The sequence below is a fragment of the Klebsiella sp. F11 genome (genome assembly GCF_056712265.1).
Window position 1 is genome coordinate 5,356,566 of sequence record NZ_CM160060.1, and the last position, 14,355, is coordinate 5,370,920.

7 protein-coding genes, 2 tRNA genes and 3 rRNA genes are annotated in these 14,355 nt (G+C 54.8%); 1 reads left to right on the plus strand and 11 read right to left on the minus strand.

Going from position 1 to position 14,355, the window contains the following annotated elements:
* Window positions 1–5 precede the first annotated feature (5 nt).
* The 11 genes from birA to pepQ all read right to left on the minus strand — a co-directional run bounded on the left by birA (window position 6) and on the right by pepQ (window position 11,964).
* A complete protein-coding gene (gene birA, locus AC1M2H_RS26290; RefSeq protein ID WP_480149651.1) occupies window positions 6–968 on the minus strand; it encodes a bifunctional biotin--[acetyl-CoA-carboxylase] ligase/biotin operon repressor BirA in 963 nt (320 codons plus the stop codon).
* Window positions 965–1,993: a UDP-N-acetylmuramate dehydrogenase gene (gene murB, locus AC1M2H_RS26295; protein ID WP_480149652.1), complete on the minus strand. Its 1,029-nt coding sequence runs from the start codon at window positions 1,991–1,993 to the stop codon at window positions 965–967. Before murB ends, birA begins: the two co-directional genes overlap by 4 nt.
* Before the next feature lie 317 nt (window positions 1,994–2,310).
* Window positions 2,311–2,426: ribosomal RNA gene (gene rrf, locus AC1M2H_RS26300) — 5S ribosomal RNA — on the minus strand.
* A 196-nt stretch (window positions 2,427–2,622) separates the two neighbouring features.
* Window positions 2,623–5,528, minus strand: a 23S ribosomal RNA gene (locus AC1M2H_RS26305).
* A 175-nt stretch (window positions 5,529–5,703) separates the two neighbouring features.
* Window positions 5,704–5,779: transfer RNA gene (locus AC1M2H_RS26310), tRNA-Ala, on the minus strand.
* A 111-nt stretch (window positions 5,780–5,890) separates the two neighbouring features.
* Window positions 5,891–5,967: transfer RNA gene (locus AC1M2H_RS26315), tRNA-Ile, on the minus strand.
* Between the two features lie 71 nt (window positions 5,968–6,038).
* A 16S ribosomal RNA gene (locus AC1M2H_RS26320) occupies window positions 6,039–7,578 on the minus strand.
* Together the 16S, 23S and 5S rRNA genes with 2 tRNA genes alongside form the textbook arrangement of a ribosomal RNA operon.
* Before the next feature lie 403 nt (window positions 7,579–7,981).
* A complete protein-coding gene (gene hemG / locus AC1M2H_RS26325; protein ID WP_480149653.1) occupies window positions 7,982–8,515 on the minus strand; it encodes a menaquinone-dependent protoporphyrinogen IX dehydrogenase in 534 nt (177 codons plus the stop codon).
* Window positions 8,516–8,526: 11 nt separating this feature from the next.
* Window positions 8,527–9,978: a Trk system potassium transporter TrkH gene (gene trkH / locus AC1M2H_RS26330; RefSeq protein ID WP_480149654.1), complete on the minus strand. Its 1,452-nt coding sequence runs from the start codon at window positions 9,976–9,978 to the stop codon at window positions 8,527–8,529.
* A 40-nt stretch (window positions 9,979–10,018) separates the two neighbouring features.
* Window positions 10,019–10,633 carry an IMPACT family protein gene (locus AC1M2H_RS26335; RefSeq protein WP_480149655.1) on the minus strand — a complete coding sequence of 205 codons (615 nt, stop codon included), beginning with the start codon at window positions 10,631–10,633 and terminating at the stop codon, window positions 10,019–10,021.
* The gene (gene pepQ, locus AC1M2H_RS26340) at window positions 10,633–11,964 is read right to left on the minus strand and encodes a Xaa-Pro dipeptidase (RefSeq protein ID WP_480149656.1); all 1,332 of its coding nucleotides are present in this window, start codon (window positions 11,962–11,964) and stop codon (window positions 10,633–10,635) included. The genes AC1M2H_RS26335 and pepQ overlap by 1 nt, the downstream gene beginning before the upstream one ends.
* Before the next feature lie 192 nt (window positions 11,965–12,156).
* Here pepQ and fadB point away from each other — a divergent pair, with 192 nt between their 5' ends.
* Window positions 12,157–14,346, plus strand: coding sequence for a fatty acid oxidation complex subunit alpha FadB (gene fadB / locus AC1M2H_RS26345; protein WP_480149657.1), 2,190 nt, complete (start codon window positions 12,157–12,159; stop codon window positions 14,344–14,346).
* The last annotated feature ends 9 nt before the right edge of the window (window positions 14,347–14,355 follow it).

The following is a 14,355-nucleotide window of genomic DNA, read 5'->3' on the forward strand; positions in this document are numbered from 1 at the left end:
GTTATTTATTCGGCGCTACGCAGAGATATTTCACCGCCCACCCAGGGCTTAATCACCCCATCTTGCTCAAGTAATAAGGCTCCCTGGGTATCGATGCCGCGAGAGATCCCGAAGATTTCTTTGTCTCCGATAATAAGCTTAACCGGACGATTGAGGAAATTATCTAATTTCTCCCAGCGCGACAAATAAGGAGCCAGCCCTTCCTGTTCAAAGAGCTGCAGGCCCGCCCGGAGTTCTTTAATCAGGCGCGCGGCCAGCGCATTACGATCGATTGAGATCCCGGCTTCCTGCAGGCTAATCCAGCCCTGATTGACAACATCAGACTCCACGCGCCGCATCGCCAGATTGATCCCTGCGCCGCTCACTATCTGCGCTGCATCTCCCGTTTTTCCCGTCATTTCCACCAGGATGCCGGACAGCTTGCGGTCCTCAAGGTACAGATCGTTTGGCCACTTCACGCGAACCTTATCGGCGCCGAGGCTCTGCAGTACCTCAGCGATGACAATGCCAATCACCAGGCTCAAGCCTACCGCTGCGGCAGGTCCCTGCTCCAGTCGCCAGTACATGGAAAGATAGAGATTCGCACCGAATGGCGAGAACCACTTGCGCCCGCGGCGACCGCGCCCAGCCTGCTGATACTCCGCAACGCATGCATCGCCAGACTGCAGCTCGTTAAGCCTGTCCAATAAATACTGGTTTGTGGAATCAATAACCGACAGCACGGTGACACGACCCTGCTCGCTCTGCCCGACAATCAGCTCTTCATTGAGCAGTTGAACCGGTTCCGGAAGGCTGTAGCCTTTACCTGGAACGGTAAAGACATCAACTCCCCAGTCGCGCAGCGTCTGAATATGCTTATTGATTGCCGCCCGGCTCATTCCCAGATGCTCACCGAGCTGCTCTCCGGAATGAAACTCGCCGTCCGCCAGAATAGATATCAGAGTCAGGGGAATGGTATTGTCCCTCATGCAATCGCCTCCTCAGCGTTAACTTCACCGGTTGCGCCAATAAAGCGGACCTCGGGCTGCAGCCAGACGTTGAACATCTCGCCAACCCGCTGGCGGACGTAGTGAGCAAGCTCGATCACATCGTCGCTGGATGCATGGTGATCGTTGATTAATACCAGCGCCTGCTGGCGATGTACCGCCGCGCCGCCGATGGTTTTCCCCTTGAGCTGGCATTGATCGATAAGCCAGCCCGCAGCCAGCTTGATACTGCCGTCCGCCTGCGGGTAGTGCGGCGCATTTGGGAAAGCGGCCAGCAGCTGCTGCCCTTTCTCCGCGCTAATTACCGGGTTTTTGAAAAAGCTGCCGGCGTTGCCATTAACCTTTGGATCGGGAAGCTTGCTCATCCGCATATGGCAAACGGCATTAAATACCTGTCGAGGCGTCACGGTATTTGGGTCAAGACGGACTAAATCGCCGTAAGTCAGCACCGGCTGCCAGACTTTAGGTAATCTCAGGCCAACGGCGACGATGGCATAGCGATCCTGATACTCATGTTTGAAGATACTATCCCGGTAGCCAAAACGACATTCGTTGGCGGAAAGCCGCTGCTTGTGTCCGGTTGCCAGCTCAATACAGTCGACATACAGGCAGACGCGCTGCAGCTCGACGCCATAAGCACCGATATTTTGAATGGGCGAAGAGCCGGCGCAGCCGGGAATTAAGGCAAGGTTTTCCAGGCCCGGCATTTCATTATCTAGCGTAAACTGCACCAGATGGTGCCAGTTCTCCCCTGCCCCAACGTGTAGATGCCAGGCATCAGCCGTTTCTGTGACCTCAATCCCCAGGATGCGGTTGATAATGACCGTACCAGAATAGTCCTTTAGAAAGAGCACATTGCTTCCTTCCCCGAGGATTAAGACCGGCTGTTCTTCTGCGGTGGCATTCTGCCAGGCAGACAGTAGCTGCTGTTCATTTTCGGCGCGCACAATTGCTTTGGCGGTACGATCGATGCCAAAGGTATTCCAGGGTTTAAGGGAGAGATTCATAGTGGCTTCCTGATGCAAAATCTGCACTAGTTTACCGTATATGTCAGGGGAAGGCTTGTTTGGTTTGATTGCTGATACATCGCTTTTCCTGAACCGCGGACAACAAAAAAACCCCATGCTTTCGCATGAGGTTTTTCTGTTTATTTGATGCCTGGCAGTTTATGGCGGGCGTCCTGCCCGCCACCCTCCGGGCCGTTGCTCCGCAACGTTCAAATCCGCTCCCGGCGGATTTGTCCTCCTCCGGAGAGCGCTCACCGACAAACGTCAGACAAAACAAAAGGCCCAGTCTTTCGACTGAGCCTTTCGTTTTATTTGATGCCTGGCAGTTCCCTACTCTCACATGGGGAGACCCCACACTACCATCGGCGCTACGGCGTTTCACTTCTGAGTTCGGCATGGGATCAGGTGGGACCACCGCGCTGTTGCCGCCAGGCAAATTCTTTGTGCTCAGTACGCCATTCTTTATCGCATCAGCTGCGTTGCCTGCGCTCGTAAACTCAGTCACATACTTCAGTATGCTCCTTCCTTTCCTCCGCTTGTCGCCTTGCTGCTGCGCAAATTATTGCGTACTCAACTCTGAATCAGTGCTGAAAATCTTCTCAAATCCGCCAAAACAGCTTCGGCGTTGTAAGGTTAAGCCTCACGGTTCATTAGTATCGGTTAGCTCAACGTATCGCTACGCTTACACACCCGACCTATCAACGTCGTCGTCTTCAACGTTCCTTCAGGACTCTCAAGGAGTCAGGGAGAACTCATCTCGGGGCAAGTTTCGTGCTTAGATGCTTTCAGCACTTATCTTTTCCGCATTTAGCTACCGGGCAATGCCATTGGCATGACAACCCGAACACCAGTGATGCGTCCACTCCGGTCCTCTCGTACTAGGAGCAGCCCCCCTCAATTCTCCAGCGCCCACGGCAGATAGGGACCGAACTGTCTCACGACGTTCTAAACCCAGCTCGCGTACCACTTTAAACGGCGAACAGCCGTACCCTTGGGACCTACTTCAGCCCCAGGATGTGATGAGCCGACATCGAGGTGCCAAACACCGCCGTCGATATGAACTCTTGGGCGGTATCAGCCTGTTATCCCCGGAGTACCTTTTATCCGTTGAGCGATGGCCCTTCCATTCAGAACCACCGGATCACTATGACCTGCTTTCGCACCTGCTCGCGCCGTCACGCTCGCAGTCAAGCTAGCTTATGCCATTGCACTAACCTCCTGATGTCCGACCAGGATTAGCTAACCTTCGTGCTCCTCCGTTACTCTTTGGGAGGAGACCGCCCCAGTCAAACTACCCACCAGACACTGTCCGCAACCCGGATTACGGGCCCACGTTAGAACACCAGCCATTAAAGGGTGGTATTTCAAGGATGGCTCCACGCAGACTGGCGTCCACGCTTCAAAGCCTCCCACCTATCCTACACATCAAGGACCAGTGTTCAGTGTCAAGCTATAGTAAAGGTTCACGGGGTCTTTCCGTCTTGCCGCGGGTACACTGCATCTTCACAGCGAGTTCAATTTCACTGAGTCTCGGGTGGAGACAGCCTGGCCATCATTACGCCATTCGTGCAGGTCGGAACTTACCCGACAAGGAATTTCGCTACCTTAGGACCGTTATAGTTACGGCCGCCGTTTACCGGGGCTTCGATCAAGAGCTTCTCCTTACGGATAACCCCATCAATTAACCTTCCGGCACCGGGCAGGCGTCACACCGTATACGTCCACTTTCGTGTTTGCACAGTGCTGTGTTTTTAATAAACAGTTGCAGCCAGCTGGTATCTTCGACTGAGTTCAGCTCCACGAGCGAGTCGCTTCACTTACCATCAGCGTGCCTTCTCCCGAAGTTACGGCACCATTTTGCCTAGTTCCTTCACCCGAGTTCTCTCAAGCGCCTTGGTATTCTCTACCTGACCACCTGTGTCGGTTTGGGGTACGATTTGATGTTACCTGATGCTTAGAGGCTTTTCCTGGAAGCAGGGCATTTGTTACTTCAGCACCGTAGTGCCTCGTCGTCACACCTCAGCGTTAAAAGGTTCCGGATTTACCTGGAACCTCCGCCTACATGCTTAAACCGGGACAACCGTCGCCCGGCTAACATAGCCTTCTCCGTCCCCCCTTCGCAGTAACACCGAGTACAGGAATATTAACCTGTTTCCCATCGACTACGCCTTTCGGCCTCGCCTTAGGGGTCGACTCACCCTGCCCCGATTAACGTTGGACAGGAACCCTTGGTCTTCCGGCGAGCGGGCTTTTCACCCGCTTTATCGTTACTTATGTCAGCATTCGCACTTCTGATACCTCCAGCAACCCTCACAGGCCACCTTCAACGGCTTACAGAACGCTCCCCTACCCAACAACACATAGTGTCGCTGCCGCAGCTTCGGTGCATGGTTTAGCCCCGTTACATCTTCCGCGCAGGCCGACTCGACCAGTGAGCTATTACGCTTTCTTTAAATGATGGCTGCTTCTAAGCCAACATCCTGGCTGTCTGGGCCTTCCCACATCGTTTCCCACTTAACCATGACTTTGGGACCTTAGCTGGCGGTCTGGGTTGTTTCCCTCTTCACGACGGACGTTAGCACCCGCCGTGTGTCTCCCGTGATAACATTCTTCGGTATTCGCAGTTTGCATCGGGTTGGTAAGTCGGGATGACCCCCTAGCCGAAACAGTGCTCTACCCCCGAAGATGAATTCACGAGGCGCTACCTAAATAGCTTTCGGGGAGAACCAGCTATCTCCCGGTTTGATTGGCCTTTCACCCCCAGCCACAAGTCATCCGCTAATTTTTCAACATTAGTCGGTTCGGTCCTCCAGTTAGTGTTACCCAACCTTCAACCTGCCCATGGCTAGATCACCGGGTTTCGGGTCTATACCCTGCAACTTAACGCCCAGTTAAGACTCGGTTTCCCTGCGGCTCCCCTATACGGTTAACCTTGCTACAGAATATAAGTCGCTGACCCATTATACAAAAGGTACGCAGTCACCCCATAAAAGAGGCTCCCACTGCTTGTACGTACACGGTTTCAGGTTCTTTTTCACTCCCCTCGCCGGGGTTCTTTTCGCCTTTCCCTCACGGTACTGGTTCACTATCGGTCAGTCAGGAGTATTTAGCCTTGGAGGATGGTCCCCCCATATTCAGACAGGATACCACGTGTCCCGCCCTACTCTTCGAACTCACAGAATGTGCATTTTAGTGTACGGGAGTATCACCCTGTACCCTGCGACTTTCCAGACGCTTCCACTAACACACAAACTGATTCAGGTTCCGGGCTGCTCCCCGTTCGCTCGCCGCTACTGGGGGAATCTCGGTTGATTTCTTTTCCTCGGGGTACTTAGATGTTTCAGTTCCCCCGGTTCGCTTCGTTAAGCTATGTATTCACTTAACGATAGTGCAACGAATTGCACTGGGTTTCCCCATTCGGAAATCGCCGGCTATAACGGTTCATATCACCTTACCGACGCTTATCGCAGATTAGCACGTCCTTCATCGCCTCTGACTGCCAGGGCATCCACCGTGTACGCTTAGTCGCTTAACCTCACAACCCGAAGCTGTTTCGTAAAACAGTCGCGTTGCGAAAATTTGAGAGACTCGAACACACTCAACGTGTGTCGTTTCAATTTTCAGCTTGATCCAGATTTTTAAAGAGCAAAACTTCGCAGTGCACCTTTTCAGGAACACTCGGAAGTTTTCTTGTTTCGGGCAGTAAAGGATGGTGGAGCTATGCGGGATCGAACCGCAGACCTCCTGCGTGCAAGGCAGGCGCTCTCCCAGCTGAGCTATAACCCCATCGTAATTGCTAATCTCTTGTACCGGTAATTCAGACTGAGACAAGGCGTGGAAGGACGAAGCATACTGAGGTATGCGAGTCGTTTCACAACGCAGTATTCAGGATGAATTTGGTAGGCCTGAGTGGACTTGAACCACCGACCTCACCCTTATCAGGGGTGCGCTCTAACCACCTGAGCTACAAGCCTGCAGAGATTTTTTACTGCTTATTTTTCATCAGACAATCTGTGTGGACACTACAAAGGCAGGTTCTTTCAGGTAAGGAGGTGATCCAACCGCAGGTTCCCCTACGGTTACCTTGTTACGACTTCACCCCAGTCATGAATCACAAAGTGGTAAGCGCCCTCCCGAAGGTTAAGCTACCTACTTCTTTTGCAACCCACTCCCATGGTGTGACGGGCGGTGTGTACAAGGCCCGGGAACGTATTCACCGTGGCATTCTGATCCACGATTACTAGCGATTCCGACTTCACGGAGTCGAGTTGCAGACTCCGATCCGGACTACGACATACTTTATGAGGTCCGCTTGCTCTCGCGAGGTCGCTTCTCTTTGTATATGCCATTGTAGCACGTGTGTAGCCCTGGTCGTAAGGGCCATGATGACTTGACGTCATCCCCACCTTCCTCCAGTTTATCACTGGCAGTCTCCTTTGAGTTCCCGGCCTAACCGCTGGCAACAAAGGATAAGGGTTGCGCTCGTTGCGGGACTTAACCCAACATTTCACAACACGAGCTGACGACAGCCATGCAGCACCTGTCTCACGGTTCCCGAAGGCACTAAAGCATCTCTGCTGAATTCCGTGGATGTCAAGACCAGGTAAGGTTCTTCGCGTTGCATCGAATTAAACCACATGCTCCACCGCTTGTGCGGGCCCCCGTCAATTCATTTGAGTTTTAACCTTGCGGCCGTACTCCCCAGGCGGTCGACTTAACGCGTTAGCTCCGGAAGCCACTCCTCAAGGGAACAACCTCCAAGTCGACATCGTTTACAGCGTGGACTACCAGGGTATCTAATCCTGTTTGCTCCCCACGCTTTCGCACCTGAGCGTCAGTCTTTGTCCAGGGGGCCGCCTTCGCCACCGGTATTCCTCCAGATCTCTACGCATTTCACCGCTACACCTGGAATTCTACCCCCCTCTACAAGACTCAAGCCTGCCAGTTTCAAATGCAGTTCCCAGGTTGAGCCCGGGGATTTCACATCTGACTTAACAGACCGCCTGCGTGCGCTTTACGCCCAGTAATTCCGATTAACGCTTGCACCCTCCGTATTACCGCGGCTGCTGGCACGGAGTTAGCCGGTGCTTCTTCTGCGAGTAACGTCAATTGCTGAGGTTATTAACCTCAACACCTTCCTCCTCGCTGAAAGTACTTTACAACCCGAAGGCCTTCTTCATACACGCGGCATGGCTGCATCAGGCTTGCGCCCATTGTGCAATATTCCCCACTGCTGCCTCCCGTAGGAGTCTGGACCGTGTCTCAGTTCCAGTGTGGCTGGTCATCCTCTCAGACCAGCTAGGGATCGTCGCCTAGGTGAGCCGTTACCTCACCTACAAGCTAATCCCATCTGGGCACATCTGATGGCATGAGGCCCGAAGGTCCCCCACTTTGGTCTTGCGACGTTATGCGGTATTAGCTACCGTTTCCAGTAGTTATCCCCCTCCATCAGGCAGTTTCCCAGACATTACTCACCCGTCCGCCGCTCGTCACCCGAGAGCAAGCTCTCTGTGCTACCGCCCGACTTGCATGTGTTAGGCCTGCCGCCAGCGTTCAATCTGAGCCATGATCAAACTCTTCAATTTAAGTTTGATGCTCTTGAATTAAACTTCGTAATGAATTACGTATGTTCACTCAGAGACTTGGTATTCATTTTTCGTCCGAAGACGTTAAGAATCCATGTCACTTTGAGTGCCCACACAGATTGTCTGATAAATTGTCAAAGAGCAGGTGCGACGCGCTTTAGCGCTCTGTCGCGAGGTCCCGTATATTACGTTTTCCTCATTCAGAGTCAAGCGTTTATTTTGCTTTTCTCCGTCGGCTTTCGCGGCTGATATTCAGCGCTGAAGCCTGCTGACCCGGCGGCGTGCTGGCCGTTGTTCCGTGTCAGTGGAGGCGCATTATAGGGAGTTCTCCGGCGTTGACAAGCCCTGTTTGCAAAAAACTTTTCAACCGCTCGATTTACCATCACCACGGCGATTTTATCCGCTATTTGCTGCTCATTTGTGCGATCTCTCGCGCAAAATTAGCGACCTGCTGCCAGTCGGTATAGACCACTTCTTTACTGGTATCCGTTTCACCGCCGGTCATCTTCATAATCAGGCGGATCATCACCCGATCGTACCAGCTGTAGCGCGGATAGCGCAGCGCGCCGGCGAACACCGCGCAGCGCTGCGGCTGCCACGGCGAGCTGAGCAGGAACTTGCGCGTATAGCTATTGGTTTGCGGAGTACGCTTCTCAGGTTTACGCGCGACGAGGTTAACCGAAAAAAACGCCCCGGGCAGCGCGTTCAGCGATTGCAGGTGCTTCTTCACAAAGCGGTCAACCGCAGGATGGAAATGGCCGTAGCGAATGGACGCCCCAATCACCACGCGATCGTAGTCATGCCATGCAACCGCATCGGCGCGGTTAAGGTTGAGGGTGTCCGCATCAACGCCCAGCTCTTTCAGCTCGGATGCCAGAAAGGAGGCAATTTCACGCGTCTGCCCGTCACGGGTGGAAAATAGAATCAACGTTTTCACAAATACTCCAGCTATTCACGCCAGAAAGTGGGGGTAAACAGCACCAACAGGGTGAATACTTCCAGACGACCAAACAGCATATTAGCAATCAGGATCCATTTTGCGATCGGATTCATCGTCGCAAAGTTATCCGCTACTACGCCAAGCCCCGGTCCCAGGTTGTTTAAGGTTGCGACGACCGAAGCAAATGCGGAGAAGTCATCGACGCCGGTAGCAATAATCGCCAGCATACTAATGATAAATACCAGCGCATAGGCGGAGAAGAATCCCCATACTGCTTCAAGGATACGTTCCGGCAGAGCGCGACTGCCCAGCTTAATGCTGTATACCGCATTCGGATGTACCAGTCGCTTGAGCTCGCGGTTCCCCTGCTTAAAGAGTAGCAGGATACGAATAACCTTCAGCCCGCCGCCCGTCGAGCCGGCACAACCGCCGATAAATGCCGAGCACAGCAGCAGCACCGGGAGGAATAGCGGCCAGCGCGCAATGCTATCGGTGGTGAAGCCCGCCGTCGTGGCCATTGAGACAACCTGGAAGAATGCCTGGTTCAACGTGGTTAACGCTGAGCTATAAACATCATGCAGCCACAGCACCAGCGTGCAAATCACCACCAGCGTCAGCTGGACGCCAATAAACATGCGGAATTCCGGGTCACGCCAGTACACCTTCAGGCTTCGGCCGCTGAGTAATGAAAAGTGCAGACCATAGTTACAGCCGGAGATCAGCAGGAACACCGCAATAATCGAGTTAATCGTCGGACTGTTAAAGTAGCCGACGCTGGCATCATGGGTGGAGAAGCCGCCAATGGCGATGGTCGAAAAGCTATGGCCGATGGCGTCAAAGGCCGGCATCCCGGCGAACCACAGCGCCAGCGCGCAGGCGACGGTCAGCAGGACATAGATGAGCCACAGCGTTTTTGCCGTTTCGGCGATTCGCGGGCGCATTTTGTTATCCTTCAGCGGCCCGGGCATCTCAGCCCGGTACAGTTGCATCCCACCGACGCCAAGTATCGGCAGTATCGCGACCGCCAGGACGATGATCCCCATACCGCCAAACCACTGCAGCATCTGACGATAGAAGAGAATGGCGTGAGGCAACGAGTCGAGGCCGACCAGCGTGGTCGCGCCCGTGGTGGTAAGGCCAGAGAAGGATTCAAAAAACGCATCGGTGACCGTCAGGTTTGGCTGTTCGGCGAAGATAAACGGCAGCGCACCGACGCTGCCCAGCACGGTCCAAAAGAGGACAACGATCAGGAAGCCCTCACGGGATTTCAGCTCACCCTTTTCCCGGCGATTCGGCCACCATAATAGAGAGCCAATCGCTAGCGCGACAAAAAAGGTCTGGGTAAACGCCCGCCCGGCACCATCACGGTATATCAGGGCCACTAATCCCGGAAGGATCATGGTCCCCGAAAATAAAATGACCAGCAGTCCAACGATTCGGGTAATCGCGCGAAAATGCATCTCTGGCGCTTCCTTTGATATGCAAAAAATCAGGTGGGGATTATTCGTCAATCTTCAGTAATTGCAACGAGCCACGGCTAAAATCAGCCAGTTTTGCTGAAAATGACGCTACTTCAGCTTGAGGAAGCGCAACACGCAGCTGGACGAACGCCTGATATTCGCTTTCGACAATGTGCCCTGCGAACTGGGTCAACAGCGCTTCAACACCGGCTAATTGCCCGTATTCACACTGCAAAGTATATGCGGTCAGCGGCGTCTTGCGCTGCGTTGTTAGGTGGGCAAGCGCCTGGTGTACCCCACCGCCGTAGGCCTTCACCAGGCCACCGGTGCCCAGCAGAATACCGCCGTAGTAGCGCACTACGACGGCGGTTATCTCACCGACGCAGCTGCCCATAAGCTGCGCCAGCATCGGTTTACCCGCCGTTCCCGCCGGTTCGCCATCGTCGGAGAAACCCAGCTGCTGTGAATCATTCGGCGGCCCGGCCACCCACGCCACGCAGTGGTGGCGAGCGTCCGGGTGATCCGCTCTCACTGATTCAACAAACGCCTTTGCCGCCATTACGCCATCGGTATGCGCCAGTAGCGTAATAAAACGGCTCTTTTTAACCTCTTCGACAAAGCTCACCGGCGAGGCCGGGATCAACCAGCTGTCCATCAGGCCAGTTTCAGGTCACGCGTCATATTTTCGACACTGTTCTCATGGATAACGACGTTATCTTCAATACGAATGCCGCCAAACGGCTTCAGCGCTTCAATTTTCTGCCAGTTGAAGTGCTTGCTGAACTGCCCTTCACGCCACGGAGCCAGCAGAGATTCAATAAAGTAGATACCCGGCTCAATGGTCAGCACCATCCGCGGCTGAATCACACGCGTGCAGCGCAGGTACGGATATTTAGATGGCGCCGCCAGATGGGTACCGGAATCATCCTGCATAAAGCCGGCAACATCATGCACCTGCAGACCCAGCGGGTGGCCAATGCCGTGAGGCATAAACGGCCCGGTGAGGTCGTTTTCGACCATCTCCTCTTCGCTCATGTTGGTGACGATCTGATGTTTGCGCAGCAGCTTAGCAATGCGCTGATGGAACTGGATATGATAATCCACGTAGCTGATTCCGACTTGTAGCGTGCTAATCAGCGCCAGCTGCTCGTCATTAACGTCCTTAATCAACTGGGCAAAGTCGTTATCGCCGTGCGCGGCCCAGGTACGCGTGAGATCCGCCGCATAGCCGTTATATTCCGCCCCGGCATCGAGCAGGAAGCTGCGCGCTTCCGCCGGCGCACGGTGATCCAGTTTGGTGTAGTGCAGCACCGAGGCGTGCTCATTGATGGCAACGATGTTGCTGTACGGTACATCGGTATCGCGGTGGCCGGTCGCGGTTAGATAGGCCTGGTTGATATCGAACTCGCTCATCCCGGAAAGGAAGGACTCATACGCCGCCCGATGGCCGTTGATCGCTGATTTCTGCGCTTCGCGCATGCAGGCCAGCTCGTAATCCGTTTTATAGGAGCGGTAGAAATGCAGATAGTCGATAACCCCTTGCGGGTTGATTTTATCCGCGGCGATCTCTAACCCCAGCGCGCGCTCGGGGACCGGTCCGATATAGCCAATGTTGCCGCGAGCCGCCGGGAGCTGGCTGCCGATAGCGTCCGCCTTCGGCAGAGCAATCACCTCCACCTCTTCGGTCCAGAAGGAAGTCGGCAGCGGCTCAACGTTATGCCAGTAATCAACCGGCAGGTAGAACCACAGCTTGGGCTTATTGACGCCATCCACCAGCAGCCAGCAGTTCGGAACCTGCGTGACGGGCACCCACGCTTTAAACTGCGGATTGACCTTGAACGGGTACGGATGATCGTCAAGGAAGACGTTAACCAGCTCGCCGGAGTGGATCAATAAGGCATCGAGCTTGAAACGAGATAAAACATCACGGGTACGTTCTTGTAGGGTAGCAATGTGGTTTTTATAGAGCGCAGCTAGTGATTCCATCTTTTTATCCTTTGATTTTATTAGATCGTGACTCTCCGCATCTTAGCACATCGGCTTCCGGCAGGGCGATTTCCAGCGGATGTGATCCGACCAGCATTTATTTAAAGACTCGTTTGCAATTCTTTAACATAAATACCACACTCCGCTTCATCTGGTACGACCAGATCATATTGCTGGATTCAGGAGACTGACATGCTCTACAAAGGCGACAACCTGTACCTCGACTGGCTGGAAGATGGCATTGCCGAACTGGTGTTCGATGCTCCCGGCTCGGTTAACAAGCTCGATACCGCAACCGTAGCCAGCCTCGGCGATGCGCTGGACGTGCTCGAAAAGCAAAAAGATCTTAAAGGGCTGCTGCTGCGCTCTGACAAAGCGGCCTTTATCGTCGGCGCCGACATTACCGAATTTCTCTCCCTGTTCCTGGTGCCGCAGGAGCAGCTAAGCCAATGGCTGCATTTCGCCAATAACGTTTTCAACCGCCTCGAAGATTTACCGGTCCCCACCGTTTCAGCTATCAACGGCTATGCGCTGGGCGGCGGCTGCGAGTGCGTACTGGCAACGGATTATCGTCTGGCCACGCCGGATCTGCGCATCGGTCTGCCGGAAACTAAGCTGGGCATTATGCCGGGCTTCGGCGGTTCAGTTCGCATGCCGCGCCTGCTCGGCGCCGATAGCGCGCTGGAAATTATCGCCGCCGGCAAAGACGTCGGCGCGGATCAGGCGCTGAAAATCGGCCTCGTCGACGGCATCGTCAGGCCGGAGAAGCTGCGCGACGGCGCCCTCAGCATTTTACGCCAGGCCATTAGCGGCGATCTCGACTGGCAGGCGAAGCGTCAACCGAAGCTGGAGCCGCTGAAGCTCAGCAAAATCGAATCGGCCATGAGCTTCACCATTGCGAAAGGCATGGTCGCCCAGACCGCCGGGAAACACTATCCGGCGCCGATGACCGCCGTCAAAACCATTGAAGCCGCCGCGCGACTCGGCCGCGATGAGGCGCTGAAGCTGGAAAACCAAAGTTTCGTCCCGCTGGCGCACACCAAAGAAGCCCGCGCGCTGGTCGGCATCTTCCTCAACGATCAGTACGTCAAAGGTAAAGCGAAGAAGCTGACCAAAAACGTTGAAACGCCGAAACAGGCCGCTGTGCTGGGCGCCGGGATTATGGGCGGCGGCATCGCCTATCAGTCTGCCTGGAAAGGCGTGCCGGTGATTATGAAAGATATTAACGACAAATCGCTGACGCTCGGCATCAACGAAGCCGCCAAGCTGCTCAACAAGCAGCTGGAACGCGGTAAGATCGACGGTCTGAAGCTGGCAGGCGTCATCGGCACCATTCACCCAACCCTGGACTACTCCGGCTTTGAGCGCGTTGACGTGGTCGTGGAAGCCGTTGTCGAAAACCCGAAAGTGAAGAAAGCGGTGCTGGCGGAGACCGAAGGTAAAGTGCGCCCGGACACGGTGCTGGCCTCTAATACCTCAACGATCCCGATCGGCGAACTGGCAAGCGTGCTGCAGCGTCCGGAGAACTTCTGCGGCATGCACTTCTTTAACCCGGTACACCGTATGCCGCTAGTTGAAGTGATTCGCGGTGAAAAAACCTCGGACGAGACGATTGCCAAAGTGGTGGCCTGGGCCAGCAAGATGGGCAAAACGCCGATCGTGGTTAACGACTGCCCCGGCTTCTTCGTCAACCGCGTGCTGTTCCCCTACTTCGCCGGCTTCAGCCAGCTGCTGCGCGACGGTGCGGACTTCCGCAAGGTCGATAAGGTCATGGAGAAGCTGTTCGGCTGGCCGATGGGCCCGGCGTACCTGCTCGACGTGGTCGGTATCGATACCGCCCACCACGCCCAGGCGGTGATGGCCGCCGGCTTCCCGCAGCGCATGCAGAAAGATTATCGCGATGCGATTGACGCCCTGTTCGACGCTGGCCGCTTCGGCCAGAAAAACGGCCTTGGCTTCTGGCGCTATACCCAGGACAGCAAAGGCAAACCGAAGAAAGAAGAGGACCCGGCTGTTGACGGCCTGCTGGCCGACGTCAGCCAGCCGACGCGCGACTTCAGCGATGAAGAAATTATCGCCCGCATGATGATCCCGATGGTCAACGAAGTGGTGCGTTGCCTGGAAGAGAGCATTATCGCCAGCCCGGCGGAAGCGGATATGGCGCTGGTTTATGGCCTCGGCTTCCCTCCGTTCCACGGCGGCGCCTTCCGCTGGCTGGACACCCTGGGTAGCGCAAAATATCTCGATATGGCGCAGCAGTACCAGCACCTCGGCCCGCTATATGAGGTGCCGGAAGGTCTGCGCAACAAAGCGCGCCATAACGAACCCTATTACCCCCCGGTTGAGCCTGCCCGCCCGGTAGGCGAGCTGAAAACGGCTTAAGGAGTCACA

What these genes read in the sequence shown, in the direction of transcription:
- birA (WP_480149651.1), bottom strand. Translation starts at nt 968, where the DNA reads ATGAGGGACAATACCATTCCCCTGACTCTGATATCTATTCTGGCGGAC.
- trkH (WP_480149654.1), bottom strand. Translation starts at nt 9,978, where the DNA reads ATGCATTTTCGCGCGATTACCCGAATCGTTGGACTGCTGGTCATTTTA.
- AC1M2H_RS26335 (WP_480149655.1), bottom strand. Translation starts at nt 10,633, where the DNA reads ATGGACAGCTGGTTGATCCCGGCCTCGCCGGTGAGCTTTGTCGAAGAG.
- fadB (WP_480149657.1), top strand. Translation starts at nt 12,157, where the DNA reads ATGCTCTACAAAGGCGACAACCTGTACCTCGACTGGCTGGAAGATGGC.
- pepQ (WP_480149656.1), bottom strand. Translation starts at nt 11,964, where the DNA reads ATGGAATCACTAGCTGCGCTCTATAAAAACCACATTGCTACCCTACAA.
- murB (WP_480149652.1), bottom strand. Translation starts at nt 1,993, where the DNA reads ATGAATCTCTCCCTTAAACCCTGGAATACCTTTGGCATCGATCGTACC.